At 71.7% G+C, this 26,446-nt stretch carries 21 protein-coding genes; 17 read left to right on the top strand and 4 right to left on the bottom strand.

All coding sequences use genetic code 11. The annotated features are described in order from the left end of the window. Positions 1-12: 12 nt before the first annotated feature. Both OKX07_RS10550 and OKX07_RS10545 read left to right on the top strand, forming a co-directional pair. On the top strand, positions 13-384 hold the full coding sequence (locus OKX07_RS10550) for a DUF485 domain-containing protein (protein ID WP_265628040.1): 372 nt from the start codon (positions 13-15) through the stop codon (positions 382-384). Then, complete coding sequence (locus OKX07_RS10545) at positions 381-2,042, top strand: cation acetate symporter (RefSeq protein WP_265628039.1); 1,662 nt, start codon at positions 381-383, stop codon at positions 2,040-2,042. Before OKX07_RS10550 ends, OKX07_RS10545 begins: the two co-directional genes overlap by 4 nt. A gap of 1 nt (position 2,043) precedes the next feature. Here OKX07_RS10545 and OKX07_RS10540 read toward each other — a convergent pair whose 3' ends face one another. Then, the gene (locus OKX07_RS10540; RefSeq protein ID WP_265628038.1) at positions 2,044-2,871 is read right to left on the bottom strand and encodes a class I SAM-dependent methyltransferase; all 828 of its coding nucleotides are present in this window, start codon (positions 2,869-2,871) and stop codon (positions 2,044-2,046) included. A gap of 124 nt (positions 2,872-2,995) precedes the next feature. On the opposite strand from OKX07_RS10540, the gene OKX07_RS10535 reads away from it, so the two are divergent. From OKX07_RS10535 to OKX07_RS10480, 12 genes are all read left to right on the top strand, one after another. Further along, positions 2,996-4,669: an ABC transporter substrate-binding protein gene (locus OKX07_RS10535; protein ID WP_265628037.1), complete on the top strand. Its 1,674-nt coding sequence runs from the start codon at positions 2,996-2,998 to the stop codon at positions 4,667-4,669. A 16-nt stretch (positions 4,670-4,685) separates the two neighbouring features. Beyond that, positions 4,686-5,690 carry an ABC transporter permease gene (locus OKX07_RS10530; RefSeq protein ID WP_265628036.1) on the top strand — a complete coding sequence of 335 codons (1,005 nt, stop codon included), beginning with the start codon at positions 4,686-4,688 and terminating at the stop codon, positions 5,688-5,690. After that, on the top strand, positions 5,687-6,628 hold the full coding sequence (locus tag OKX07_RS10525) for an ABC transporter permease (RefSeq protein ID WP_265628035.1): 942 nt from the start codon (positions 5,687-5,689) through the stop codon (positions 6,626-6,628). Before OKX07_RS10530 ends, OKX07_RS10525 begins: the two co-directional genes overlap by 4 nt. Beyond that, positions 6,628-8,376 (top strand): ABC transporter ATP-binding protein, encoded by a 1,749-nt coding sequence (locus OKX07_RS10520; protein ID WP_265628034.1) that lies wholly within the window; start codon positions 6,628-6,630, stop codon positions 8,374-8,376. The genes OKX07_RS10525 and OKX07_RS10520 overlap by 1 nt, the downstream gene beginning before the upstream one ends. Positions 8,377-8,576: 200 nt before the next feature. After that, positions 8,577-9,602, top strand: coding sequence for a 6-phosphofructokinase (locus OKX07_RS10515; RefSeq protein ID WP_265628033.1), 1,026 nt, complete (start codon positions 8,577-8,579; stop codon positions 9,600-9,602). A 165-nt stretch (positions 9,603-9,767) separates the two neighbouring features. Then, on the top strand, positions 9,768-11,261 hold the full coding sequence (rpsA, locus tag OKX07_RS10510; RefSeq protein WP_265628032.1) for a 30S ribosomal protein S1: 1,494 nt from the start codon (positions 9,768-9,770) through the stop codon (positions 11,259-11,261). Between the two features lie 147 nt (positions 11,262-11,408). Further along, positions 11,409-12,038 carry a dephospho-CoA kinase gene (coaE, locus tag OKX07_RS10505; protein WP_265628031.1) on the top strand — a complete coding sequence of 210 codons (630 nt, stop codon included), beginning with the start codon at positions 11,409-11,411 and terminating at the stop codon, positions 12,036-12,038. Between the two features lie 177 nt (positions 12,039-12,215). After that, entirely contained in the window at positions 12,216-12,662 is a 447-nt protein-coding gene (locus tag OKX07_RS10500) for a hypothetical protein (RefSeq protein ID WP_265628030.1), read from the top strand. 94 nt (positions 12,663-12,756) lie between these two features. Beyond that, complete coding sequence (gene uvrB / locus OKX07_RS10495) at positions 12,757-14,862, top strand: excinuclease ABC subunit UvrB (RefSeq protein ID WP_265628029.1); 2,106 nt, start codon at positions 12,757-12,759, stop codon at positions 14,860-14,862. A 35-nt stretch (positions 14,863-14,897) separates the two neighbouring features. Beyond that, positions 14,898-15,335, top strand: a complete 438-nt coding sequence (locus OKX07_RS10490; protein ID WP_265628028.1) for a VOC family protein — start codon at positions 14,898-14,900, stop codon at positions 15,333-15,335. Between the two features lie 195 nt (positions 15,336-15,530). Next, positions 15,531-16,592 carry a TerC family protein gene (locus OKX07_RS10485; RefSeq protein ID WP_265628027.1) on the top strand — a complete coding sequence of 354 codons (1,062 nt, stop codon included), beginning with the start codon at positions 15,531-15,533 and terminating at the stop codon, positions 16,590-16,592. Continuing rightward, complete coding sequence (locus OKX07_RS10480; protein ID WP_265628026.1) at positions 16,589-17,581, top strand: TerC family protein; 993 nt, start codon at positions 16,589-16,591, stop codon at positions 17,579-17,581. The genes OKX07_RS10485 and OKX07_RS10480 overlap by 4 nt, the downstream gene beginning before the upstream one ends. Positions 17,582-17,632: 51 nt before the next feature. Here the strand turns inward: OKX07_RS10480 and OKX07_RS10475 are convergent, their stop codons facing one another. After that, on the bottom strand, positions 17,633-17,923 hold the full coding sequence (locus OKX07_RS10475; RefSeq protein WP_265628025.1) for a YciI family protein: 291 nt from the start codon (positions 17,921-17,923) through the stop codon (positions 17,633-17,635). Next, the gene (locus tag OKX07_RS10470) at positions 17,920-19,845 is read right to left on the bottom strand and encodes a glycoside hydrolase family 15 protein (RefSeq protein WP_265628024.1); all 1,926 of its coding nucleotides are present in this window, start codon (positions 19,843-19,845) and stop codon (positions 17,920-17,922) included. Before OKX07_RS10470 ends, OKX07_RS10475 begins: the two co-directional genes overlap by 4 nt. Before the next feature lie 153 nt (positions 19,846-19,998). Between OKX07_RS10470 and uvrA the strand changes: the two genes are divergently transcribed. Further along, positions 19,999-22,860 (top strand): excinuclease ABC subunit UvrA, encoded by a 2,862-nt coding sequence (gene uvrA, locus OKX07_RS10465; protein WP_265631895.1) that lies wholly within the window; start codon positions 19,999-20,001, stop codon positions 22,858-22,860. Between the two features lie 8 nt (positions 22,861-22,868). On the opposite strand, the gene OKX07_RS10460 is transcribed toward uvrA, so the two are convergent. Further along, positions 22,869-23,378 carry an OsmC family protein gene (locus tag OKX07_RS10460; RefSeq protein ID WP_265628023.1) on the bottom strand — a complete coding sequence of 170 codons (510 nt, stop codon included), beginning with the start codon at positions 23,376-23,378 and terminating at the stop codon, positions 22,869-22,871. 100 nt (positions 23,379-23,478) lie between these two features. Here OKX07_RS10460 and uvrC point away from each other — a divergent pair, with 100 nt between their 5' ends. Together uvrC and rapZ are read left to right on the top strand one after the other, a co-directional pair. Continuing rightward, the gene (uvrC, locus tag OKX07_RS10455; protein WP_265628022.1) at positions 23,479-25,503 is read left to right on the top strand and encodes an excinuclease ABC subunit UvrC; all 2,025 of its coding nucleotides are present in this window, start codon (positions 23,479-23,481) and stop codon (positions 25,501-25,503) included. Next, positions 25,500-26,441 (top strand): RNase adapter RapZ, encoded by a 942-nt coding sequence (gene rapZ, locus OKX07_RS10450; RefSeq protein ID WP_265628021.1) that lies wholly within the window; start codon positions 25,500-25,502, stop codon positions 26,439-26,441. The genes uvrC and rapZ overlap by 4 nt, the downstream gene beginning before the upstream one ends. Positions 26,442-26,446: the final 5 nt, after the last annotated feature.

Genomic DNA, 26,446 nt, shown 5'->3' with positions numbered 1-26,446 from the left:
GCGGAGGTGCATGTGTCCCAGACACATCATGAGACCGACTACCAGCGCGTCCAACGCTCACCCGAGTTCCAGGACCTGCGCCGCAGGTTCCGCAACTTCGTGTTCCCGATGACCGCCCTCTTCCTCGCGTGGTACTTCCTGTACGTCCTGCTCGCCAACTACGCGCACGAGTTCATGAGCACCCGGGTCAGCGGCAACATCACGGTCGGCCTGCTGTTCGGCCTCGGGCAGTTCGTCTCGACGTTCGTCATCACCATGACGTACGCGCGGTGGGCGAACCAGAAGCAGGACGCCGTGGCCGAGGAGCTGCGCGTGCAGATCGAGTCCGGAGCGCTGACGGACGACGGCCCCGCCGCTCGTGCCGGTGAGGGGAGCCACGCATGACCCGGTTCGACGCCCCCGTGCTCGCCGCCGCCGCCCCGAGCGGGCAGATCGGCGAGCCCGTCGTCAACATCGCGATCTTCGGCGCCTTCGTCCTGGTGACGCTGATCATCGTGTTCCGCGCGTCCCGCAACAACAAGAGCGCGGCGGACTACTACGCGGCCGGCCGGTCGTTCACCGGGCCGCAGAACGGCACCGCCATCGCCGGCGACTACCTGTCGGCAGCGTCGTTCCTCGGCATCTGCGGTGCGATCGCGATCTACGGCTACGACGGCTTCCTGTACTCGATCGGGTTCCTGGTGGCCTGGCTGGTCGCGCTGCTGCTCGTCGCCGAGCTGCTGCGCAACACGGGCCGCTTCACGATGGCCGACGTGCTGTCCTTCCGGCTCAAGCAGCGTCCGGTCCGCATGGCGGCCGCGATCTCGACGCTCGCGGTCGTCTTCTTCTACCTGCTGGCGCAGATGGCCGGAGCCGGCGGCCTGGTCGCCCTGCTCCTCGGCATCGACAACCTCGCGGGCCAGGCCGTCGTCATCGCGGTCGTGGGCGCGCTGATGATCGTCTACGTCCTGGTCGGGGGCATGAAGGGCACCACCTGGGTGCAGATCATCAAGGCGATCCTGCTCATCGTCGGTGCGGGCGTCATGACGGTCTGGGTGCTGGCCAAGTTCGGGTTCGACCTGTCGGCGCTGCTGCAGGGCGCGATCGACAGCGCGGGTGAGAACGGGGAGAGGGTGATCGAGCCGGGCGCGCAGTACGGCGCGTCGGCGCTCACGCAGCTGAACTTCCTGTCGCTCGCGCTGGCGCTCGTCCTGGGGACCGCGGGCCTGCCCCACGTCCTCATGCGGTTCTACACCGTCCCGTCCGCCAAGGAGGCGCGGCGGTCGGTGGTGTGGGCGATCTGGCTGATCGGGATCTTCTACCTGTTCACCCTCGTGCTGGGGTACGGCGCCGGTGCGCTGGTGGGACCCGAGACGATCATGGCGGCACCTGGCAAGGCCAACTCGGCGGCTCCGCTGCTCGCCTACGAGCTCGGTGGGGTGTTCCTGCTCGGGATCATCTCGGCCGTCGCGTTCGCGACGATCCTGGCGGTGGTCGCCGGTCTGACGATCACGGCTGCGGCCTCCTTCGCGCACGACATCTACGCGAACGTGATCAAGCACGGCGAGGTCGCGCCCGACGGCGAGGTGCGCGTCGCGCGCATCACGGTCCTCGTGATCGGTGCGCTCGCGATCGTGGGCGGCATCTTCGCCAACGGGCAGAACGTGGCGTTCCTCGTGGCCCTCGCGTTCGCGGTGGCGGCGTCGGCGAACCTGCCGACGATCATCTACTCGCTGTTCTGGAAGCGGTTCAACACGTCCGGGGCGCTGTGGAGCATGTACGGCGGGCTCATCTCGTGCGTCGTGCTCATCGCGCTCTCGCCCGTGGTCTCCGGCAAGGTCGACCCGGTGACCGGCGACAGCCTGTCGATGATCCGCGACACCTCGGTGGACTTCTCGGTCTTCCCGCTGGAGAACCCGGGGATCATCTCGATCCCGCTCGCGTTCCTGCTCGGGATCATCGGGACGCTGCTGTCGAAGGAGCCTCCGCACCCGGAGAAGTTCGCCGAGATGGAGGTGCGTTCCCTCACGGGCGCCGGGGCCGAGAAGGCCACGGCGCACTGAGTCAGGACGGGGGTCGGTGCGTGCGCACGATGAGAGTCCCGGGCAACCGGGCGCCGCGCACCGGCCCCCATCCTCCCCACACCCGCTCGTGCCCGGCGGGCCACTCCGGCTCGACGAGCCCGTCGAGCACGAGCCCGGCGCCCACGACGTCGGCGACGTGGTCGGCGATCGTGCGGTGGTACTCCGCGTAGAGCACGCGCCCGTCGGCCGCGGACTCCACGTACGGGCGCCGGTCGAAGTACGAGCGGGTCGCGGTCAGGCCGCCGACGCCGGGGTCGTCGGGGAACGCCCACCGCACCGGGTGGGTCACGGAGAACACCCACCGGCCGCCGGGCCGCAGGACGCGGCGGACCTCCTCGTGCACGCGCGCCGGGTCCGGCACGAAGGGCAACGCCCCGAAGGCCGTGAAGGCGACGTCGAAGGACGCGTCCGCGAAGGGCAGTGCACGGGCGTCGGCCTGCACGAGCGGTGTGCGGCTGCCGGTCGCCGCGTCGAGGCGCGCGGCCGCGGCGAGCATGCCGGCCGAGACGTCGGTCGCGACCGCGTCGGCACCGGCCGCCGTGCGCAACCACCGGGTGCCCTGCGCCGCCCCGGCGCCCAGCTCCAGGACCCGCGCGCCGCGCACGTCGCCGAGCAGGCGGGCCTGCGACTCGCGCAGGCCCTCGGGGCACCACAGCAGGTCGGCGGGGCCGAGGAAGGCGCCGTGCTCGTCGAGGTAGTCCCGCGCGTTGGCGTCCCACCAGCCACGGGCCGCGCGTCCGCCCTGGTCGTCGGGCACGTCGCGGTACCCCGCAGCGGCCAGCGCGCCGTCCGGCAGTTCGTCCGACATGCTGCCAGTGTGTCCGATGCCGAATCCGTACCGGTGCGTAACATCCGCGTGACACACCCGACCTAGGGTCGGCCAGGCCCGCGCGGCGCGGTGCACGACCGCGCCCTGACGAGAGGTGGCTGCAGTGAGGAACAGGTGGCAGATCGTCGCAGGCGGGCTCGTGGTGGGGCTCGCCCTCACCGCGTGCGCCGCGAGCGACCGCGACCCGGAGGGCGGCGCCGACGACGGCGCGACCTCCGCAGGACGCGACACGTTCATCTTCGCCGCGTCGGCCGACCCCGCGTCGCTCGACCCCGCCTTCGCGAGCGACGGCGAGTCGTTCCGCGTGGCACGCCAGATCTTCGAGGGGCTCGTCGGGGTCGAGCCCGGCACGGCCGACCCGGCCCCGCTCCTCGCCGAGTCGTGGGAGGTGAGCGACGACGGCCTGGAGTACACGTTCGCCCTGAAGGAGGACGTGACCTTCCACGACGGCACGCCCTTCGACGCCGAGGCGGTGTGCTTCAACTTCGAGCGGTGGAACAACTTCACCGGCGTCCTGCAGTCGGAGTCGCTGTCGTACTACTGGCAGAAGGTCAACGGCGGGTTCGCGAGCAGCGACGTCGAGACCCTCGACGGCACCGGCAAGTACGAGTCCTGCGAGGCCGTCGACGCGTCGACCGCCGTCGTCAACCTCCAGAGCCCGCTGCCCGAGCTGATCTCCGCGCTGTCCCTGCCCTCGTTCTCGATGCAGTCGCCGACGGCGCTGGAGGAGTACGACGCTGACGGCGTGACCGGCGACGGCGAGGCGCCCGTGCTGCCCGAGTACGCCACCGGCCACCCGACGGGGACCGGGCCGTTCACGTTCGAGTCCTGGAGCCCGGGCGAGGAGGTCGTCCTCAGCGCGTACGACGAGTACTGGGGCGAGCAGGGACAGGTCCGGCGCATCGTCTTCCCGATCATCTCGGACGCGACCGCGCGTCGGCAGGCCCTGCAGGCCGGCGACATCGACGGCTACGACCTGGTCGGCCCCGCCGACGTCGTCGCCCTCGAGGAGGCCGGCTTCCAGATCGTCAACCGCGACCCGTTCAACGTGCTGTACCTCGGCATGAACCAGGCCAACCCCGACCTGGCCGAGCCCAAGGTGCGGCAGGCCATCGCGCACGCGATCAACAAGGAGGCGCTCGTCGCGCAGACGCTGCCCGAGGGCACCGAGGTCGCGACGAACTTCGTGCCGCCGGCCGTCGCGGGGTGGAACGCCGACGTCGAGACCTACGACTACGACCCCGACCGGGCGCGGACGCTGCTCGCCGAGGCCGGGAAGTCGGACCTGACGATCGACTTCAACTACCCGACGAACGTCTCGCGGCCCTACATGCCGACGCCCGAGCAGGTGTTCACGGCGATCGAGGCGGACCTGGAGGCCGTCGGGATCACGGTGAACCCGGTGCCGGACCCGTGGAACCCGGAGTACCTCGACAAGATCCAGGGCGGTACCGAGCACGGGCTGCACCTGCTGGGGTGGACCGGTGACTACAACGACACCTACAACTTCATCGGCGTCTTCTTCGGCGGCGCCTCGAACGAGTGGGGCTTCGACAACCCCGAGCTGTTCGCGGCGATCAACGACGCGCGGTACGTCGCCGACGTCGACGAGCAGACCGCGGCGTACGAGGAGGCGAACGCGGCGATCCTCGAGTTCCTGCCCGGGGTCCCGCTCGCGCACCCCGTGCCGTCGCTCGCGTTCAAGGACGACGTCCAGGGCTACCCGGCCTCGCCGGTCCAGGACGAGGTCTACAACGTGATCACGCTCGGCGACTGAGGAGCTGCTCGACCCGATGACCCGACTGATCCTGCGGCGCCTCGCGCTGCTCGTCCCGACGCTGCTCGGGTTGTCGGTGCTGCTGTTCCTGTGGGTGCGTGCTCTCCCGGGAGGGCCGGCAACGGCTCTCCTGGGGGAGCGCGCGACCCCCGAGGCGGTCTCGCGCATCAACGAGCTCTACGGCTTCGACCGGCCGCTGGTCGAGCAGTACGTCACGTGGCTCGGCCAGCTGGTGCAGGGCAACTTCGGTGTCTCGACCCGTACGGGCAGGCCCGTGCTCGACGAGTTCCTCGCGCGGTTCCCTGCCACCATCGAGCTGTCGCTGGTCGCGCTGCTCGTCGCGGTCGGCGTCGGGGTCCCGCTCGGATACCTCGCCGCCCGGCGGCAGGGGAAGCTGATCGACCACGCCGCGGTCGTGACGTCGCTGCTCGGCGTGACGATCCCGGTGTTCTTCCTTGCTTTCCTGCTCAAGTGGCTGTTCGCCGTGCAGCTCGACTGGTTCCCGTCGTCCGGGCGCCAGGACCCGGCGATGGTCGCGACCCACCCGACGGGCTTCTACGTGCTCGACGGCATCCTGACGCGCGAGTGGGACGCGGCCTGGGACGCGTTCGTCCACCTCGTGCTGCCGGCCCTCGCCCTCGGGACCATCCCGCTGGCGATCATCGCGCGGATCACGCGCGCGTCGGTGATCGACGTGCAGCACGCCGACTACGTGCGCACGGCCCGGGCCAAGGGTCTGTCCGCGACGCACGTGCGCAGCCGCGTGATCCTGCACAACGCGATGCTGCCCGTCGCGACGACGATCGGGCTCCAGGTGGGCCTGCTGCTGTCCGGGGCCGTGCTCACCGAGACGGTCTTCGCCTTCCCGGGCGTGGGCAAGTTCCTCGCCGACGCGGTGTTCAACCTCGACTACGCGGTGCTGCAGGGCTTCATCCTGCTCATCGCGGTGGTCTATGCGCTGGTGAACCTGATGGTGGACGTGTCGTACGGCCTGATCGACCCGAGGATGAGGACGCGATGAGCGCACCCGAGGTGTACGAGGTCCCGCAGGACCCCGTCGACGCGGGCGGCGCGCTGGCGCGTGACCGACGCGCCGGCGAGTCCCTGTGGCGGGTCGCGGCGCGCAGGCTCGTGCGCAACCCCGCCGCGATCCTCGGCGTCGTCATCGTCGTGGCGTTCGTGCTGGTCGCCGTCCTGGCCCCCCTTCTCGCCCCGTACGGACCCGGCGAGCTGCCGGGCCGCGCCGAGGTGCGCCCCACGTACATCCCCGGGCCGTCGCCCGAGCACCCGTTGGGGCTCGACCGCTACGGCGCCGACCTGCTGTCGCAGCTCATCTGGGGTGCGCGCGCGTCCCTGCTGATCGGCGTGCTCTCGACGCTGCTGGGGCTCGCAGGCGGCATGGTCCTGGGCCTCCTGGCCGGTGCCTTCGGCGGTTGGGTCGACTCGGCCGCGATGCGCCTGGTCGACCTCATGCTCGCGGTGCCCAGCCTGCTGCTCGCGGTCTCGATTGCCGCGGTCGCGGGGCAGTCGCCGTCGGCGGTGGTCATCGCGATCGGCGTCGTCCAGGTGCCGGTGTTCGCGCGGCTGCTGCGCGGGTCGATGCTGGCCCAGAAGGGTCAGGACTACGTCCTGGCGGCGCGCTCGCTGGGCCTCTCGCGGCGCACGGTCACCATGAGCCACGTCCTGCCCAACAGCGTCTCACCCGTGATCGTGCAGGCCACGCTGCTGCTCGCGACCGCCGTCATCGAGGCCGCGGCGCTGTCCTTCCTCGGTCTGGGTGGCGGCTCGCCGACCACCGCCGAGTGGGGGCGCATGCTCGTCGCCGCGCAGAACGAGCTCGAGATCGCCCCGCGCCTGGCGCTGTGGCCCGGCGTCTGCATCTCGGTCACCGCGCTCGGGTTCACGCTGTTCGGCGAGGCGTTGCGCGAGGCGCTCGACCCGCGATCGAGGAGACGATGATGACGAGCGCACCTGACGCCGCCGACGGGACCACGGCCGAGCCGCTGCTGAGGATCCGCGACCTCGAGGTGACGTTCCGCACCGAGGCGGGTCGCGCGACGGCCGTCCGCGGGGTCTCGTTCGACGTCCACGCCGGCCAGACGGTGGCGGTCGTGGGGGAGTCCGGTTCCGGGAAGTCGACGACGGCCGCCGCGGTGATCGGCCTGCTCGCGGCGAACGGCTCCGTGACCGCCGGCCAGATCCTGTTCGACGGCGACGACCTCGTGGCCCTCGGCCCCGCCGCGATGCACCGGTTGCGCGGTTCCCGCATCGGGATGGTCCCGCAGGACCCCATGTCGAACCTCAACCCCGTGCGCCGGGTGGGCACGCAGGTCGACGAGACGCTCGTGGACAACGGCGTCGTGCGCGGACGTGCGGCACGGGCACGCACGATCGAGCTGCTCGCCGAGGCCGGGCTGCCCGACGCGCAGCGGCGGGCGCAGCAGTACCCGCACGAGTTCTCGGGCGGCATGCGGCAGCGCGCGCTCATCGCCGTGGGTCTCGCGGCGCGTCCGGCCCTGCTCATCGCGGACGAGCCGACGTCGGCCCTCGACGTGACGGTGCAGCGCACCATCCTCGACGGGCTGACCGACCTCACGGACCGGCTCGGTGTCGCCGTGCTGCTCATCACGCACGACCTCGGCCTCGCGGCCGAGCGCGCGGACCGCGTCGTCGTGATGTACCGCGGCGAGGTCGTCGAGCAGGGCGACGCCCGCTCCATCCTCACCGACCCGCAGCACGAGTACACGCGCCGTCTCCTCGCCGCGGCCCCGTCGCTCGCGTCGCGACGCATCGAGCTCGCGCGGCACGGCGTCGACGTCGCGCAGCCGGCGCCCCAGGACCTGGCACCGGCGACCGCCGTCGCACGGACCCCGGCGCGGGAGGTCGACGGTGGCACGCCGGCGCCCCTGGTCGAGGTCGACCACGTGACGAAGGTCTTCCCGATCCGGGGTCGCGGGCTGCTCGGGCGGTCGAGCGTCTTCACCGCGGTCGACGACGTCAGCTTCGTCGTCCCACGCGGCCGGACGCTCGCCGTCGTGGGGGAGTCCGGGTCGGGCAAGTCCACCGTCGCGCGCATGATGCTCGACCTCCTGCGTCCGACGTCGGGGACCATCCGGTTCGACGGTGAGGACGTCACCCAGCACGACCGGGCCGGTGAGGTCGCGTTCCGGCGTCGCGTGCAGCCGATCTTCCAGGACCCGTTCGCGTCGCTGGACCCGCTGTTCACGGTGTACCGGACCGTGGAGGAGCCGTTGCGGGCGCACGGGCTCGGCGACCGCACGCAGCGCCACGCCCGTGTCCGCGAGCTCCTGGACCAGGTGGCGCTGCCCGCAGGGCTCCTGGGTCGGTACCCGGCCGAGCTCTCCGGTGGTCAGCGCCAGCGCGTCGCGATCGCGCGGGCGCTCGCGCTCGAGCCGGAGCTCGTGGTCTGCGACGAGGCGGTGTCGGCGCTCGACGTCATCGTCCAGGCGCAGGTCCTGCGGCTCCTGGCCGACCTGCAGGACGGCCTCGGGCTGACGTACCTGTTCATCAGCCACGACCTGGCCGTGGTGCGGCAGATCGCCGACGAGGTGTGCGTCATGCAGGCTGGTCGCATCGTCGAGCAGGGCACGGTCGACGAGGTCTTCGACACGCCGCGCACCGACTACACGCGCACCCTGCTGGACGCGATCCCCGGCCGGGACCTCGACCTGGGCCGGCCCGCCTGACGGTCGGCTCACCGGCGCACCGTCCGGCCACCGTCCGGTCGCCGACCCGTCACGCACCGGTCGCCGTCCGGTACGCCGCGACGGGACCGAAGGCACGTCCCCGGGCTCCGGGCGTCGGTAGGGTGGCCCGGGCGCTGCGTCGGAGCGCGCCCGGCCCCCTGACGTCCCGGGGGTGACCCCTGCGAACGAGGAGCTCCAGCGTGCGAGTCGGTCTGCTGACGGGCGGCGGCGACGTGCCCGGCCTGAACGCCGCGATCCGAGCGGTCGTCAAGCGCGGCGAGGGGACGCACGGGCACTCCATCATCGGGTTCCGCAACGGCTGGAAGGGCGTCGTCGACGGCGACGTCATGCCGCTGACCCGCCAGCACATCCGCAACGTCCTGCCGACGGGCGGCACGCTCCTGGGCACGGCCCGGTACCACCCGCACGCGTCGGACGGCGGCCTGGACGCGGCGCTGGCGACGCTCGAGGCGGAGCGCATCGAGGCCCTCATCTGCATCGGCGGGGACGGCACCCTCAACGCCGCGAGCAAGGTGGCCGAGGCCGGCGTCAAGGTCGTCGGCATCCCCAAGACGATCGACAACGACGTCTGGGGCACGGACGCCTCGATCGGCTTCGACACGGCCGTGGGCATCGCCACCGAGGCGATCGACCGCATCCACACCACGGCCGAGTCGCACAACCGCGTGATGGTCGTCGAGGTGATGGGTCGGCACGCGGGCTGGATCGCCGTGACGTCGGGCATCGCGGGCGGTGCCGAGCTCGTGCTGGCCCCCGAGGAGCCCTTCGACATCGAACGCATCGAGCGGTTCCTCAAGCACCGCCACCGTGCGCACGCGAGCTTCTCGATCGTCGTCGTCGCCGAGGGCGCCGTGCCGGCCGAGGGCACGTCGATGCACTACGAGACGCAGGTCGGCAAGTTCGGCGAGATCGTGGCCGGTGCCATCGGCGAGCGGCTCAAGGTCGAGATCGAGCAGCGCACGGGGTTCGACACGCGCGTCACCGTCCTCGGCCACACGCAGCGCGGCGGCATCCCCACGGCCGCGGACCGCATCCTCGCGTCGCGGTTCGGCGTCGCCGCGATGGACGCCGTCACGGCCGGCACCTCGAACGTCATGACGGCGCTGCGCGGCGAGGAGGTCGTCCTGCTGCCCCTCGACGAGGTCGCGGGCAAGGTCAAGTTCGTCCCGCAGGACCTCCTGACGGTGGCGCGCGCGCTGTCCTGACCGTGCCTTTGCCTGCCCCGCCGTCCACCCGATAAGGTGGACGGCGGTGCCGCGCGTCCTCGTCGGGACGAGCCCGTCAGGAGGGCGCGTCGCCACGGCGACACCAACCTGTCCGCATCATCCCTGTCCGCACTACTTCCTGTCCGCATCGGAGCCCACCACTACATGAGCATCTCCACCCCCGCGAAGCCCGCCAGCCCGCAGGTCGCGGTGAACGACATCGGTTCGGCCGAGGACTTCCTCGCAGCCATCGACGCCACCATCAAGTACTTCAACGATGGCGACATCGTCGAGGGCACCATCGTCAAGGTCGACCGCGACGAGGTCCTGCTCGACATCGGTTACAAGACCGAGGGCGTCATCCCGTCCCGCGAGCTGTCCATCAAGCACGACGTGGACCCCGGCGACGTGGTCAAGGTCGGCGACGCGGTCGAGGCCCTGGTCCTCCAGAAGGAGGACAAGGAAGGCCGGCTGATCCTGTCCAAGAAGCGCGCGCAGTACGAGCGCGCCTGGGGCACGATCGAGAAGATCAAGGAAGAGGACGGCGTCGTCACCGGCACCGTCATCGAGGTCGTCAAGGGCGGCCTCATCCTCGACATCGGTCTGCGTGGCTTCCTGCCCGCGTCGCTGGTGGAGATGCGTCGCGTCCGCGACCTCCAGCCGTACGTCGGCAAGGAGATCGAGGCCAAGATCATCGAGCTCGACAAGAACCGCAACAACGTCGTGCTGTCGCGGCGTGCGTGGCTCGAGCAGACGCAGTCCGAGGTCCGCTCGACCTTCCTGCAGACGCTGCAGAAGGGCCAGGTCCGCCCCGGTGTCGTGTCCTCGATCGTCAACTTCGGTGCGTTCGTCGACCTGGGTGGCGTGGACGGGCTCGTCCACGTGTCCGAGCTCTCCTGGAAGCACATCGACCACCCCTCCGAGGTCGTCGAGGTCGGCCAGGAGGTCACCGTCGAGGTGCTCGAGGTCGACTTCGACCGCGAGCGGGTCTCCCTGTCGCTGAAGGCGACGCAGGAGGACCCGTGGCAGGCGTTCGCCCGGACGCACGCCATCGGCCAGGTCGTCCCCGGCAAGGTCACCAAGCTCGTCCCGTTCGGCGCGTTCGTGCGTGTCGAGGACGGCATCGAGGGCCTGGTCCACATCTCGGAGCTGGCCGTGCGCCACGTCGAGATCCCGGAGCAGGTCGTCCAGGTCGGCGGCGACGTGTTCGTCAAGGTCATCGACATCGACCTCGAGCGTCGCCGGATCTCGCTGTCGCTCAAGCAGGCGAACGAGGGCTTCGACCCCGAGTCGGACGACTTCGACCCCGCGCTGTACGGCATGGCGGCGGAGTACGACGACCAGGGCAACTACAAGTACCCGGAGGGCTTCGACTCGACGACGAACGAGTGGCTCGAGGGCTTCGAGACCCAGCGCGAGGCGTGGGAGGCCCAGTACGCGGCCGCTCACGAGCGCTGGGACGCGCACCGCAAGCAGGTCACCGCGGCGGTCCAGGCGGACGCCGAGGCCTCCTCGGCGCCGGACGCCCCGGCCGGGAGCAGCAGCAGCAGCAGCGGCCCCGCGCCGTCGACGTACTCGTCGGCGAGCGACGAGGTCACCGGGACCCTCGCGTCGGACGAGGCGCTCGCCGCCCTGCGCGAGAAGCTCACGGGCAACTGACGCCGGTCGCGGGCCCGCCCGCGACCGCACCACGACGACGGCCGGTCACCCTCGGGTGGCCGGCCGTCGGCGTACCGGGGGCGCCGGCGGCGGGACAGGCACGGCGGCGGGGTCGCGCGGGTCCGCCGCGAGCGCCACGATGGGTCGATGCAGAGGATCGGACTGACCGGAGGGATCGCGGCGGGCAAGTCGGTCGCGGCGCGCAGGTTCGGCGAGCGGGGGGCGGTGGTCGTCGACGCCGACCTGCTCGCGCGCGAGGCGGTGGCGCCGGGCTCCGTCGGGCTCGATGCCGTCGTCGAGGAGTTCGGGCCGGCGGTCCTCGACGCGGCGGGGGAGCTGGACCGGGCGGCGCTCGGCCGCGTCGTGTTCGCCGACCCGCAGGCCCGTGCCCGGCTCGACGCGATCGTGCACCCCGTCGTCCGGCGCCTGTCGGCCGAGCGGGAGGCCGCCGCGGTGGTGCTCGACGCGGGCGCGGTGGTGGTCCACGACATCCCGCTGCTCGTCGAGACCGGGCAGGCCGAGGACTTCCACGTCGTCGTGGTCGTGCACACCCCTGCGGTGCTGCGGGTCGAGCGGCTGGTGCGGCTGCGGGGCATGGACCGCGCGGACGCGGAGGCCCGGGTGGCCGCGCAGGCGCGGGACGAGGAGCGGCTCGCGGTCGCCGACGTCGTCCTGGACGGGGCGGGCAGCGACGAGGACCTGGTGCAGCAGGTCGACGCCCTGTGGGAGCGGCTGGCCGTCGAGCGGGCGGACGAGCGGGCCGCCGACGCCCCCTGATGTGCCCTGCAGGACCTTGGTCCTCCTGACCGGGCTGTCACCTTCGCCTGTTCGGGTGAATTGAACGCGTGTCCACACAAGGAGTACCGTTCAGTAGCCGATCACTCTGATGGACGCGCGAGCAGCGTGTCCTGGGGTCGCGTCGGGCGGCCCCCAGGCAACGCAGCCGGAGGAACAATGGCGCTCCAGTCGGTCAGCAGTGGGTGGGAGGCGCGCCCGCTGCAGTCCAAGGCATCGATGTCGGTCGCCTCCGGCGCCCTGTCCGCGACCCAGGCGCTGGACCTGGTCACCACCGCAGCGGCGGCCGTGGAGGACGAGAGCGGCTGGCTGAAGGTCGGGGAGCGCAGCGCCAACAAGGTGTCCGTGTCCATCCGTGACATGACACGCGAGAGCACGGACCCCGTCCTGTTCTTCGACGTCGAGGTCGACCGTGCGGTCGGCCGCATCACCGTGCGCACGATGATCACGAGCTACGCGGTGAAGTCGGGCGGGATGAGCGGGCTCCTCCCCATGGCCAAGCGCAAGATCTCCGGCTTCAACGCCTACCGCGGGTTCATGGACCGGTACAGCAAGATGCTGTCGCAGGCGGACCCCGGCGCGTACGTGTCCTTCAGCGGGGACTGACCGGAGCGTCGCGCCGTTCGCGTCGTCGTTACCCCACGGGGGCCGGCCGGGGTGACGCCGGGTCGTTGTCGGTGGTCGGACGTACGGTGTCCCCATGCGCCCCGTCACCGACCTGCAGCGGACCGTCGCGCCGTTCGAGGTGATCTCCGAGTACACCCCCAGCGGCGACCAGCCGGCGGCGATCGCCGAGCTGGCCGAGCGTGTGCTCGCCGGTGAGAAGGACGTCGTGCTCCTGGGCGCGACCGGCACGGGCAAGTCCGCGACGACGGCCTGGCTCATCGAGAAGCTGCAGCGGCCGACGCTGGTCATGGCGCCCAACAAGACCCTCGCCGCGCAGCTCGCGACCGAGTTCCGTGAGCTCATGCCGAACAACGCGGTCGAGTACTTCGTGTCGTACTACGACTACTACCAGCCCGAGGCGTACATCGCGCAGTCGGACACCTACATCGAGAAGGACTCCTCGATCAACGAGGAGGTCGAGCGGCTGCGGCACTCCGCGACGAGCTCGTTGCTCACGCGGCGCGACGTCATCGTCGTGTCGTCGGTCTCCTGCATCTACGGCCTGGGCACGCCGCAGGAGTACGTCGACCGGATGGTCACGCTGGCGGTCGGCGACCGGATGGACCGCGACCAGCTGCTGCGCCGGTTCGTGACCATGCAGTACACGCGCAACGACATGGCCTTCACCCGCGGCACCTTCCGGGTGCGCGGCGACACGGTCGAGATCATCCCGGTGTACGAGGAGCTCGCGGTCCGCATCGAGTTCTTCGGCGACGAGATCGAGGCGATCGCGACGCTGCACCCCCTGACGGGTGACGTCGTGCGCACCGAGCAGCAGATGCACGTGTTCCCGGCGACCCACTACGTCGCCGGCCCCGAGCGCATGGAGCGCGCGATCACCGGCATCGAGGCGGAGCTGGAGCAGCGGCTCGCCGAGCTCGAGCAGCAGAACAAGCTCCTCGAGGCGCAGCGGCTGCAGATGCGCACCACGTACGACATCGAGATGATGCGCCAGATCGGCTCCTGCTCGGGCATCGAGAACTACTCCCGCCACATCGACGGACGGTCGCCCGGCTCCGCCCCGAACACCCTGATCGACTACTTCCCTGAGGACTTCCTGCTCGTCATCGACGAGTCGCACGTGACGGTCCCGCAGATCGGCGCGATGTTCGAGGGCGACATGTCCCGCAAGCGGGCGCTCGTCGACCACGGGTTCCGCCTGCCCAGCGCGGTGGACAACCGGCCGCTGCGGTGGGAGGAGTTCGTCGAGCGGATCGGGCAGACGGTGTACCTGTCCGCGACCCCGGGCGACTACGAGCTGTCGATGTCCGACGGGGTCGTCGAGCAGATCATCCGGCCGACCGGCCTGGTCGACCCGCAGGTCCTGGTCAAGCCCACCACGGGGCAGATCGACGACCTGCTGGGGGAGATCCGGGACCGCGTCGAGCGCGACGAGCGCGTCCTGGTCACGACGCTGACGAAGAAGATGTCCGAGGACCTGACCGACTACCTCCTGGAGAAGGACGTGCGGGTGCGCTACCTGCACTCCGAGGTCGACACCCTGCGCCGCGTCGAGCTCCTGCGCGAGCTGCGGCTGGGGGAGTACGACGTCCTGGTCGGCATCAACCTGCTGCGCGAGGGCCTCGACCTGCCGGAGGTCTCGCTCGTCGCGATCCTCGACGCCGACAAGCAGGGCTTCCTGCGGTCGGGCAAGTCGCTGATCCAGACGATCGGCCGGGCCGCCCGCAACGTCTCGGGGCAGGTCCACATGTACGCGGACACGGTGACCCCGGCCATGCGGCAGGCGCTCGACGAGACCGAGCGCCGTCGCGACCGGCAGATCGCGTACAACCTCGAGCACGGCGTCGACCCGCAGCCGCTGCGCAAGCGGATCGGCGACATCACCGAGATGCTCGCGCGCGAGGACGCGGACACCGCCGAGCTGCTGGGCGGCGCCGGTCGGCAGTCGAGCCGCGGCAAGGCGCCGGTCCCGGGTCTGGGCTCGCGCCCCGTACCCCACGACGAGCGCACGCGTCTCGCCGGTGCGGCGGCGCACGACCTGGCCGACCTGATCCAGCAGCTGAGCGACCAGATGCACGCAGCCGCCGGCGAGCTCCAGTTCGAGCTGGCGGCGCGCCTGCGCGACGAGATCTCCGGACTGAAGCGCGAGCTGCGCCAGATGCAGTCCGCGACCGCCTGACGCCTCGCGGCACCCGACCCACCACGGAGGACCCCATGGACCGGCGCCTGCAGATCGTGATGGACGCCCACGACCCGCGCGCGGTCGGGGACTTCTGGGCACACGTGCTGGGCTACGTGCAGGACCCGCCACCCGAGGGGTTCGCCACCTGGGAGGACACGCTGCGCGCGTGGGGCCTGCCCGAGGACCGGTGGAACGACGCGTACGCGATCGTCGACCCCGACGGCCGCGGCCCCCGGCTCTTCCTGCAGAAGGTGCCCGAGGCCAAGGCGGGCAAGAACCGGCTGCACCTGGACGTCGGCCTGCCCGGGACCGCGGGGCACGGCGGACCTCCGGACCGACCCGCGATCCGTGCGCGGGCGGGCGAGCTCGAGGCCCTGGGCGCCACCCGGGTCAAGGAGTTCGACGACGCGCAGCAGGGGTACTGGATCGTCATGCAGGACCCCGAGGGCAACGAGTTCTGCCTGGTCTGACCCCGCGCTCCCGCGCGTCGTCACTTATAGTTCTCGGCGGAGGGGAGTACTCCCCACGACGTCATCGTCATCACGGTCGCCAGCGTTGCCGGCCCGGTGGCGTCGGCCGCGCGCTCGATCCCGCACCTGCCACGGTGCTGCGCCGGCGGAAGAGACCTCCGGTCATCAGTCGTTTCCCGATGCGGAGGTCTGTTCGTGGATGTACCTGTCTGGGTGTGGGCGGTCACCGTCGGCGTCATCGTGCTCATGCTGGCGATCGACTACGTCGGGCACGTGCGGTCGCCGCACGAGCCGACGCTGCGTGAGTCGACGTGGTGGTCCGCCGGCTACGTCGGTGTCGCGCTCGTCTTCGGCGTCATCGTGTGGGCCGTGTGGGGCTCGACGTACGGCGCGGAGTACTTCGCCGGCTACGTGACCGAGAAGAGCCTGTCGGTCGACAACCTGTTCGTGTTCGTCCTGATCATGGCGAGCTTCCGCGTCCCGCGGCTCTACCAGCAGAAGGTGCTGCTCATCGGCATCACGATCGCGCTCGTGCTGCGGACGGTGTTCATCCTCGTCGGCGCCGCGATGATCGAGAACCTGTCGTGGATCTTCTACGTCTTCGGTGCGTTCCTGCTGTACACCGCCTGGACCCAGATCAAGGCGGGCGGCGAGGACAGCGAGGAGTACCACGAGAACCCGGTGCTGCGCTGGACGCGTCGGGTGTTCCCGACGACCGAGGACTACGTCGGCGACAAGATGATCGTGCGCGTGGACGGCACGCGGTTCATCACCCCGATGCTCATCGTCATGATCGCGATCGGCACGGCCGACATCATCTTCGCGGTCGACTCGATCCCGGCGATCTTCGGGCTCACCCAGGAGACCTACCTGGTGTTCACGGCCAACGCGTTCTCGCTGCTCGGCCTGCGCCAGCTGTTCTTCCTCATCGACGGCCTGCTCGACAAGCTCGTGTACCTGTCCTACGGCCTGGGCGTCATCCTCGGCTTCATCGGCATCAAGCTGCTCATCCACGCGCTGCACACCAACGAGGTGGGCTTCATCAACGGTGGTGAGCACGTCACCGCCATCCCCGAGATCGGCACGTGGCTCTCCCTCGGCGTCATCGTCGGCACGCTCGCCGTGACGACGATCCTGTCGCTGCGCCGCACCCGCAAGGACGAGGCGGCGAGCGCGCTCGAGGAGGCCCGCGCGGCGTCCCTGGGCCTGGCCGCTGACCCGGACGGCGAGCCCGGGGTGGGCGACCGCCGACCGTGACGCACGAGCTCCCGGTCGCGTTCCAGGCGGCCTCGTTCGTCGCCGTCGTGGCGATCCTGCTGCTCGACCTGGCGATCGTGCGCCGCCGTCCGCACGTCCCGTCGGTGCGGGAGAGCGTTACGTGGGTGCTCGCCTACGTGGGGCTCGCGCTCGCGTTCGCCGGCCTGCTGGCGGTCGTGGGCGGTCCCGCACCGGCGGGGGAGTTCGTCGCGGGGTGGCTGACCGAGTACAGCCTGTCGGTCGACAACCTCTTCGTCTTCCTGCTCATCATGTCGAGCTTCGCGGTGCCGCGGGAGCAGCAGCAGCGCGTGCTGATGGTGGGGATCATCCTCGCGCTCGTGCTGCGCGGCGGCTTCATCCTCGCGGGCGCCGCGATCATCGAGCGCTACACCTGGGTGTTCTACGTGTTCGGGGCATTCCTGGTGTGGACGGCCGTGCGGCTCGTCCGCGAGGGGGTGGGTGGCGCCGACGAGGCGTACGAGGAGAACGCGCTCGTGCGCGCGGTGCGTCGTGTGCTGCCCATGTCCCCGACGTACGACGGGGGCAACGTCCGCACCGTGCACGACGGGCGCCGGGTGTTCACGCCCCTCGTCGTCGTCTTCGTCGCGATCGGCACCACCGACGTGCTGTTCGCGTTCGACTCGATCCCCGCGATCTTCGGCCTCACGCACGACCCGTTCATCGTCTTCACGGCGAACGTCTTCGCACTGATGGGGCTCCGGCAGCTCTACTTCCTGCTCGGCGGGCTGCTCGACCGGCTGGTCTACCTGCCGTACGGCCTGGCCGCGATCCTGGCGTTCATCGGCGGCAAGCTCGTCCTCGAGGCGCTCGCGACCAACTCGCTCGGCTTCCTCAACGGCGGCGAGCCGGTCGCCTGGGCGCCTGAGGTGCCCACGTGGGTGTCGCTCGCCGTCATCGCGGGCGCGCTGGGGGTGGCGACGGTCGCGAGCCTGGCGCGCACGTCACGCGGCGCCGCGCCGACGCACTAGCAGCCGCGCCGACGCGCTGAGCCGGCGACGGACCGCGTCCGGCCCGGCCGGTCAGACCGTCGTCGACCAGGGGCCGAGGACCAGGTCCCACGCGCGCACCTCGGTCCGGGCGACGAGCCCTTCGCGGGCGAACGGGTCCTGGGCGAGCAGGGCACGCACGCCGTCCTCGTCGGCCGCGCGCAGGACGAGCAGCGCCCCGGGCTCGCCGCCGGCGAAGGGTCCCGAGCCGAGCAGCACGCCCGCCTCCACCTGACCGGCGAGCCAGGCCCGGTGCTCGGGGCGGAACGTGTCGCGGACCTCGGCCCGCTCGTCGTAGCTGTAGCGGACGGCGAAGATGCTCACGGGGTCATCCTGCCGGAGTCCAGGGGCTGGGTGCCGCTCGCCGCGGCGGCGCGCTGCACCGCCAGGTCGTGGCTGTGCACGGCGCGCACGAGTGCGAGGTGCGACAGCGCCTGCGGCACGTTCCCCACCATGCGTCGCGCGTGCGGGTCGTACTGCTCGGCGAGCATGCCGACGTCGTTGGCCAGCGGGACCAGGGTGTCGAGCACCTGCGTCGCGCCGTCGACGTCCCCCTGCCGCGCGAGCGCGTCGGCGAGCCAGAACGAGCAGGCGAGGAACGGTGCCTCCTCGCCTGCCAGGCCGTCGTCCGTGCGATCGGTCCGGTACCGCAGCAGCAGACCGGGTGCGACCTCCAGCTCCGCACGGATGGCCGCGAGCGTGCCGCGGGCGTGGCGCCCGTCCGCCGGCACGAACCCGACCTGCACGAGCTGCAGCAGCGAGGCATCGGTGTGGCGCGCCCCGTCGTGCTGCACGAACGTCCCGAGCTCCTCGGACCAGCCGTGCTCGAAGACGTGGTCCCGGATCTCCGCGCGCACCCGGCGCCAGCGGTCCACCGGGCCGGTCATGCCGTACCGCTCGACGGCGTCGATCGCGCGGTCGAGGGCGGCCCAGGCCATGACCTTCGAGTGCGTGAAGTGCCGCGGTTCCCCGCGCACCTCCCAGATCCCACGGTCCGGCTCCCGCCAGGACTCGGCCAGGTCGTCGACGAGCAGGCGTTGCAACGACCACGAGCCCGCCGTCTCGTGCAGCCCCGCGTCGCGCGCCATCGCCAGCGCCGACATCACCTCGCCCAGCACGTCGTGCTGGACCTGGTCGACCGCCCCGTTGCCGAGGCGCACGGGCCGCGAGCCCGCGTACCCGGGCAGGTGGTCGAGGTGGGACTCGGGCAGGCGTCGCCCGCCGTCGATGCGGTACATGATCTGCAGGTCCTTGGGGTCGCCCGCGACGGCACGCTCGAGCCAGTCCCGCCACTGCGTCGCCTCGTCGCGGAAGCCCTGCTCGAGCAGCGCCTCCAGCGTGAGCGCGGCGTCCCGCAGCCAGCAGTACCGGTAGTCCCAGTTGCGCTCGCCGCCGAAGGTCTCGGGCAGCGACGTCGTCGGGGCGGCGACGATGCCGCCGGTCGTCACGTCGGTGAGCAGGCGCAGGACGAGCAGCGAGCGGACGACGGCCTCCCGGTACGGACCGTCGTAGACGCAGTCGCGGGCCCACAGGCCCCACGCGATCGCCGTCGCGTCGAGCCGGTCGGGCACGGTCAGGCGCGGCGGGACAGGCTCCCAGGAGCGCACCCACGTCAGCGCGAGCTCGACGCTCTGACCGGCCCGCAACGTGAAGCGGTCGCGGTGCCGGTGGCCGTCCCCGCTCGGCAGGCGGTCACCGCGCAGGACGAGCGAGTCCGGGCCGGCGATCGCGCGGATCGTGTCGGACCCCTCGGGGTCCGTCTCGTAGCGGACCCACGGCACGATCGCGCCGTACCCGAAGCGCACCACCCACTCGTGCTCGACCTCCACCTCGCCCTCCGTGCACTCCAGTCGCCGCACGAGGTCCGCGCGGCCGTCGCGCAGCGGCATCGCCTCCGTCGCCACCGCGGTGCCACGCTGCGTGCGGTAGGTGGTCTCGAGGACGAACGAGTCCCCGCGGTACCGGCGGGTCACCTCGGTGGGGTCGCGCACCGTCAGCAGCCAGCGGCCGTGCTCGGGGGTGCCCAGCAGCGCGGCGAAGCACGCGTCGGAGTCGAACCGGGGCAGGCACATCCAGTCGACCGAGCCGTGCCGGGACACCAGCGCGGCCGTGTGCCCGTCCCCGAGGACGGCATAGTCCTCGATCGGGACCTGGCAGCCGAGCAGGCCCGGGGGTGCCGCGGGGCCTGCGGTGGGGGTGTCGGGGGTGGCAGGGACGTCGGGCGGGAGGGCAGGGGGCGCATTCATCGCCCCCAGCATGGCCCGGGCGCGGTGACGCCGCCCGCCGGCGGCTCCACCACGGGGCGACGACGAGTGACGACGGGCAGCGACGCGCGTCACGTCGAACACGTGTGCGATTGTCGGTGGCCGCACGTAGACTCGTCGGCTGTGACCTCACCTCTGTCCGACCGACTCGTGGTCCGCGGCGCCCGGGAGCACAACCTCCGCAACGTCGACGTCGACCTGCCCCGTGACGCCCTCATCGCGTTCACCGGTCTGTCCGGCTCCGGCAAGTCGTCCCTGGCGTTCGACACGATCTTCGCCGAGGGTCAGCGCCGCTACGTCGAGTCGCTCTCGGCGTACGCGCGGCAGTTCCTCGGCCAGATGGACAAGCCGGACGTCGACTTCATCGAGGGCCTGTCGCCCGCCGTGTCGATCGACCAGAAGTCGACCAACCGCAACCCGCGGTCCACGGTCGGCACGATCACCGAGGTCTACGACTACCTGCGCCTCCTGTTCGCGCGGGCCGGCACGCAGCACTGCCCGGTGTGCGGCGAGCGTGTGACCGCGCAGACCCCGCAGCAGATCGTCGACCGGCTCCTCGAGCTGCCCGAGGGCACCCGCTACCAGGTGCTCGCACCGGTCGTGCGCGGCCGCAAGGGGGAGTACGCCGACCTGTTCCGCGAGCTGCAGGCCAAGGGCTTCTCGCGCGCCCGCGTCGACGGTGAGGTCGTGCAGCTCGCGACGCCGCCGACGCTGGAGAAGAAGCTCAAGCACGACATCGAGGTCGTCGTCGACCGCCTCGTCTCGCGCGAGGGCGTGCAGCGCCGGCTCACAGACTCCGTCGAGACCGCCCTCGGGCTCGCGGGCGGGCTGCTCGTCGTCGAGCTCGTCGACGCGGAGACCGACGACCCGCAGCGCGAACGCCGCTTCTCGGAGAACCGCGCCTGCCCCAACGACCACGTCCTGACGCTCGACGAGATCGAGCCGCGCACGTTCTCGTTCAACGCCCCCTACGGTGCGTGCCCCGAGTGCACCGGCATCGGCTCGCGCCTCGAGGTGGACCCCGAGCTCGTGGTCCCCGACGACGAGCTCTCGCTCGCGCAGGGCGCGATCGCCCCGTGGGCGCAGACGTCGTCGGAGTACTTCCAGCGCGTCCTGACGGCGCTCGCGGGCGACCTCGGCTTCGCCATGGACACGCCCTGGCGGGCGCTGCCGCAGCGGGCACGCGACGCGGTGCTGCACGGGCAGGACCACGAGGTGCGGGTCCGCTACAAGAACCGGTGGGGGCGCGAGCGCCAGTACTCGACCGGGTTCGAGGGCGTCATGACGTTCCTCCACCGGCGGCACACCGAGACGGACTCGGAGTGGAGCAAGGAGAAGTACGAGGCGTTCATGCGCGAGGTGCCGTGCCCGGTCTGCCAGGGTGCGCGACTCAAGCCCGAGGTGCTGGCCGTCAAGGTGGGCGGCCGGTCCATCGCCGAGGTCTGCGACCTGCCGATCGACGAGGCACGCGCGTTCATCGACCAGCTCGAGCTCGGTGAGCGCGAGCGTGCGATCGCCGCTCAGGTGGTCAAGGAGATCCAGGCGCGCCTGGGCTTCCTGCTCGACGTCGGCCTCGACTACCTGTCGCTGATGCGACCCGCCGCGACGCTGTCCGGCGGGGAGGCCCAGCGGATCCGCCTCGCGACGCAGATCGGGTCGGGGCTCGTCGGGGTGCTGTACGTGCTCGACGAGCCGTCGATCGGCCTGCACCAGCGCGACAACCGCCGGCTGATCGACACCCTGACCCGCCTGCGCGACCTGGGCAACACGCTCATCGTCGTCGAGCACGACGAGGACACCATCCGGATGGCGGACTGGATCGTCGACATCGGCCCGGGCGCGGGCGAGCACGGGGGTCGGGTCGTGCACTCGGGCGACCTCGCCGGGCTGCTGGCCTCGACCGAGTCGGTGACCGGGGCGTACCTGTCGGGCCGTCGCACGATCCCCATGCCGGCGCAGCGTCGGCCCGTCGACAAGTCCCGCCAGGTCACGGTCGTCGGCGCGCGCGAGAACAACCTGCAGGGCATCGACGTGTCGTTCCCGCTCGGCGTGCTCACGGCCGTCACGGGCGTGTCGGGGTCCGGCAAGTCGACGCTGGTCAACTCGATCCTCTACACGGTGATGGCGAACGAGCTCAACGGCGCCCGTCAGGTCGCCGGCCGGCACCGGCGCGTCACCGGCCTCGACCAGCTCGACAAGGTCGTGCACGTCGACCAGGGCCCGATCGGCCGGACGCCAAGGTCCAACCCCGCGACGTACACCGGCGTGTGGGACCACGTCCGCAAGCTGTTCGCGGAGACCACGGAGGCCAAGGTGCGCGGCTACACGCCGGGGCGCTTCTCCTTCAACGTCAAGGGCGGGCGCTGCGAGGCGTGCTCGGGCGACGGCACGCTGAAGATCGAGATGAACTTCCTCCCGGACGTCTACGTCCCGTGCGAGGTGTGCCACGGCGCGCGGTACAACCGCGAGACGCTCGAGGTGCACTTCAAGGGCAAGACGGTCGCCGACGTGCTGGCGATGCCGATCGAGGAGGCCGCGGAGTTCTTCGCCGCCGTCCCCGCGATCGCCCGGCACCTGCGCACGCTCGCGGACGTCGGCCTGGGGTACGTGCGGCTCGGGCAGCCCGCGCCGACGCTGTCCGGCGGCGAGGCGCAGCGCGTCAAGCTCGCAGCCGAGCTGCAGCGACGCTCGACCGGGCGGACGGCCTACGTGCTCGACGAGCCGACCACGGGCCTGCACTTCGAGGACATCCGCAAGCTCCTCGGCGTCCTGCAGTCGCTGGTCGACAAGGGCAACACCGTGCTGGTGATCGAGCACAACCTCGACGTCATCAAGAACGCCGACTGGGTCGTCGACATGGGCCCGGAGGGCGGGTCGGGCGGTGGCACGGTCGTCGCGGAGGGCACCCCCGAGCACGTCGCGACGGTGCCCCAGAGCCACACGGGCCGCTTCCTCGCCGAGGCGCTCGCTCCCGAGCGCGCCGCGGTGCCCGCCTGACTGCCGGGTCAGACCCCGGTCTGGTCGCGCAGCACCGGTGCCGGCTCGACGCGCACCGGGAAGTTCACCGACCGCGCGATGAAGCAGTGCTCGTGCGCGCGGTGGTGCAGCCCGGCCAGGAGTGCGTCGTCCACGGGTGTCCCGTCGGCGAGGGCGACGGTCCGCACGGTCACGCGGGGACGCAGGACGACGTCCGTGAACTGTCCCTGCCCCGCCGCCTCGATCCGCATCGTCCCCGATGCGGCGTCGGCGTACCCGACGACGACGACCCCGGCGGCGGCGGCCAGGTGCAGGAACCACAGCATGTGGCACTGCGACAGGGAGCCGACGAGCAGGTCCTCCGGCGCCCACCGGTCCGGGTCGCCGCGGAAGCCCGGGTCCGACGTCCCGGCCAGCGGCGGCTTGGCCCCCGAGGTGAGGGTGTGATCACGCCCGTACGAGGTGTACGTCGTCGTCCCGGAGTCGCCGGCGCCCGTCCAGGCGAGGTCCACCGAGTACTGGTGCAGGAGCTGTGCCATGCACCGACCCTAGTGGCGCCGGTCACACCTGCAGGCGCGCGCGCCGCGGCCGGGTCGCGTGCGCGCCCGGCTGTCGGTCCCCGGACCTAGGCTCGGACGCATGGCCGACCCCGCGACGTACCGACCGGCGCCCGGTGAGATCCCGGACGCCCCCGGCGTCTACCGGTTCTGCGACGAGCACGGTCGCGTCGTCTACGTCGGCAAGGCCAAGAGCCTGCGCAACCGGCTGAACAGCTACTTCCAGGACATCGGCGGGCTGCACCCGCGCACGCAGACGATGGTGACGACCGCGGCCTCCGTGCAGTGGACCGTCGTCGGCACCGAGGTCGAGGCGCTCGCGCTCGAGTACACCTGGATCAAAGAGTTCGACCCCCGCTTCAACGTCAAGTACCGGGACGACAAGTCCTACCCGTACCTGGCGGTGACGATGGCCGACGAGGTCCCGCGGGTGCAGGTCATGCGCGGCGCCAAGCGCCGCGGCACCCGGTACTTCGGCCCGTACGCCCACGCGTGGGCGATCCGCGAGACCGTCGACCTGCTGCTGCGGGTCTTCCCCGTGCGGACGTGCTCCGCCGGGGTGTTCCGGCGCGCGCGGCAGCAGGGCCGGCCGTGCCTGCTGGGCTACATCGACAAGTGCTCGGCGCCGTGCGTGGGCCGCATCGGCGTGGACGAGCACCACCAGCTCGCGCAGGACTTCTGCGACTTCATGGCCGGGGACACCGCACGCTTCACGCGTCGGCTCACGCGCGCGATGAAGGACGCCGCGGCCGAGCAGGACTACGAGCGGGCCGCGCGGCTGCGCGACGACATCGCGACCCTGGAGAAGGCGACCGAGCGCAACGCCGTCGTGCTGTCCGACGGCACCGATGCCGACGTCTTCGCGCTCGCGGGCGACGAGCTCGAGGCAGCGGTCCAGGTGTTCCATGTCCGCGACGGTCGGATCCGCGGGCAGCGGGGGTGGGTGGTCGAGAAGGTCGAGGACCTCGACGACGCCGCACTCGTCGAGCACCTCCTGCAGCAGGTGTACGGCAGCGAGGACCCCGAGGCCGCGACGGCGTCCGTGCCGCGCGAGGTGCTGGTCCCGGTGCTGCCCACGGACGTCGAGCAGGTCCAGGTGTGGCTCAGCGGGCTGCGGGGCAGCCGCGTGCAGGTCCGGGTGCCGCAGCGCGGCGACAAGCGCGAGCTGGCCGCCACCGTGCTGCGCAACGCCGAGCACGCGCTCGCGCTGCACCGCACCCGGCGTGCCGGCGACCTCACGAGCCGCAGCATGGCGCTGCGCGAGATCCAGGAGGCGCTGGACCTGCCGACGGCGCCGCTGCGCATCGAGTGCTACGACGTGTCGCACAACCAGGGCACGTTCCAGTCCGCGTCGATGGTGGTCTTCGAGGACGGTCTGGCGCGCAAGAGCGAGTACCGCCTGTTCACCGTGCGCGGCCCCGAGGGCCAGGGTGCGCGCGACGACACCGCCGCGATGCACGAGGTCATCACGCGACGGTTCCGGCGCTACCTGGCGGAGCGCGCGGACGCCCGCGACCTGGAGCTCGACGACGGCGACGAGGACGCACCGCGCAGCGGCCCGATCGACGAGCGGACGGGCAAGCCGACGAGGTTCGCCTACCCGCCCAACCTCGTCGTCGTCGACGGCGGCCCGCCCCAGGTCGCCGCCGCGGCCGCCGCGCTCGCCGAGCTCGGCATCGACGACGTCGCGCTGTGCGGGCTCGCCAAGCGGCTCGAGGAGGTCTGGTTGCCGGGGGAGGAGTACCCGGTCATCCTGCGGCGCGCCTCCGAGGGCCTCTACCTGCTGCAGCGCGTGCGCGACGAGGCCCACCGGTTCGCGATCACCGCGCACCGTCAGCGGCGCAGCAAGGGGATGACGGTGTCGGTGCTCGACGACGTGCCGGGTCTGGGTCCGGCGCGCAAGGCCGCGCTGCTGCGCCACTTCGGCTCGGTGAAGCGCCTGCGGGCCGCGTCGGCCGACGAGATCGCGACGGTGCCCGGGATGGGCGCCCGGACGGCGGAGGCGGTCGTCGCAGCGCTCGCAGTCCCGGCGCCGGGCGGCGCGACCCCGGTGTCCGGCGGGTTCGCGGCGCCGTCCGCGGACGAGCCTGGCAAGGTGGTCCCATGAGCGAGCCCTCGCCGATCACCGTCCCGGCGGGTATCCCCGCCCTCGAGGCCGCTGCCGAGGCCCCCGTCCTCGAGCAGCCCCAGGTGCTGGTCATCACCGGCATGTCCGGAGCCGGCCGGACCCGGACCGCCGCGGTCCTCGAGGACCTGGGGTGGTACGTCGTCGACAACCTGCCGGCCCAGATGCTCACCCACCTGGTGGGCATGCTCACCAGCGGACCCGTGGGGACCGGCGCACGCCGGCTCGCCGCCGTCATCGACGTGCGGGGCCGCGAGTACTTCGCCGCCCTGACGGGGGTGCTCGACCACCTGCAGGGCAGCGGCATCGAGCTGCGCGTGCTGTTCCTCGACGCCTCCGACGAGGTCCTGGTCCGCCGCTTCGAGCAGGTGCGTCGCCCGCACCCGCTGCAGGGCGACGGGCGGATCCTCGACGGCATCGGGCACGAGCGGTCGTTGCTGTCGGACCTGCGGGAGCGGGCCGACATGGTGATCGACACCTCCGAGCTCAACGTCCACGACCTGGCCCGCGTGGTGCGGGCCGGCGTGGCCGAGCCGCACGACGACGTCCTGCACCTGTCGGTGGTGTCCTTCGGCTTCAAGTACGGGATCCCGCTCGACGCCGACCACGTCGCAGACGTGCGGTTCCTGTCCAATCCGTACTGGATCACCGAGCTGCGGCACCTGTCGGGCCGGGACGCGCCCGTCCGCGACTACGTGCTCGGCCTGCCGGGGGCGCGGACGTTCGTCGACCGCTACGTCGACGCCCTCGAGCCGGTCCTCGACGGCTACCTGCACGAGGAGAAGCGCTACGCGACGATCGCGGTGGGCTGCACGGGTGGCAAGCACCGTTCGGTGGCCATCAGCGAGGCCGTCGGTGCGCGGCTGCGCGAGCGCGGGCACCGGGTCCAGGTCACGGCGCGGGACCTGGGCAAGGAGTGAGCGCG

This window comes from Cellulomonas sp. S1-8 (assembly GCF_026184235.1).
GTDB lineage: Bacteria > Actinomycetota > Actinomycetes > Actinomycetales > Cellulomonadaceae > Cellulomonas.
The sequence above is the reverse complement of the archived record's forward strand: the minus strand, read 5'-3'. Positions and strand labels throughout refer to the sequence as shown.

Excerpts from the sequence above, each read along its gene's own strand:
- OKX07_RS10545 (WP_265628039.1), top strand. The coding sequence starts at position 381 with ATGACCCGGTTCGACGCCCCCGTGCTCGCCGCCGCCGCCCCGAGCGGG.
- OKX07_RS10540 (WP_265628038.1), bottom strand. The coding sequence starts at position 2,871 with ATGTCGGACGAACTGCCGGACGGCGCGCTGGCCGCTGCGGGGTACCGC.
- OKX07_RS10530 (WP_265628036.1), top strand. The coding sequence starts at position 4,686 with ATGACCCGACTGATCCTGCGGCGCCTCGCGCTGCTCGTCCCGACGCTG.
- OKX07_RS10525 (WP_265628035.1), top strand. The coding sequence starts at position 5,687 with ATGAGCGCACCCGAGGTGTACGAGGTCCCGCAGGACCCCGTCGACGCG.
- OKX07_RS10520 (WP_265628034.1), top strand. The coding sequence starts at position 6,628 with ATGACGAGCGCACCTGACGCCGCCGACGGGACCACGGCCGAGCCGCTG.
- rpsA (WP_265628032.1), top strand. The coding sequence starts at position 9,768 with ATGAGCATCTCCACCCCCGCGAAGCCCGCCAGCCCGCAGGTCGCGGTG.
- coaE (WP_265628031.1), top strand. The coding sequence starts at position 11,409 with ATGCAGAGGATCGGACTGACCGGAGGGATCGCGGCGGGCAAGTCGGTC.
- OKX07_RS10500 (WP_265628030.1), top strand. The coding sequence starts at position 12,216 with ATGGCGCTCCAGTCGGTCAGCAGTGGGTGGGAGGCGCGCCCGCTGCAG.
- uvrB (WP_265628029.1), top strand. The coding sequence starts at position 12,757 with ATGCGCCCCGTCACCGACCTGCAGCGGACCGTCGCGCCGTTCGAGGTG.
- OKX07_RS10490 (WP_265628028.1), top strand. The coding sequence starts at position 14,898 with ATGGACCGGCGCCTGCAGATCGTGATGGACGCCCACGACCCGCGCGCG.
- OKX07_RS10470 (WP_265628024.1), bottom strand. The coding sequence starts at position 19,845 with ATGAATGCGCCCCCTGCCCTCCCGCCCGACGTCCCTGCCACCCCCGAC.
- OKX07_RS10460 (WP_265628023.1), bottom strand. The coding sequence starts at position 23,378 with ATGGCACAGCTCCTGCACCAGTACTCGGTGGACCTCGCCTGGACGGGC.
- uvrC (WP_265628022.1), top strand. The coding sequence starts at position 23,479 with ATGGCCGACCCCGCGACGTACCGACCGGCGCCCGGTGAGATCCCGGAC.
- rapZ (WP_265628021.1), top strand. The coding sequence starts at position 25,500 with ATGAGCGAGCCCTCGCCGATCACCGTCCCGGCGGGTATCCCCGCCCTC.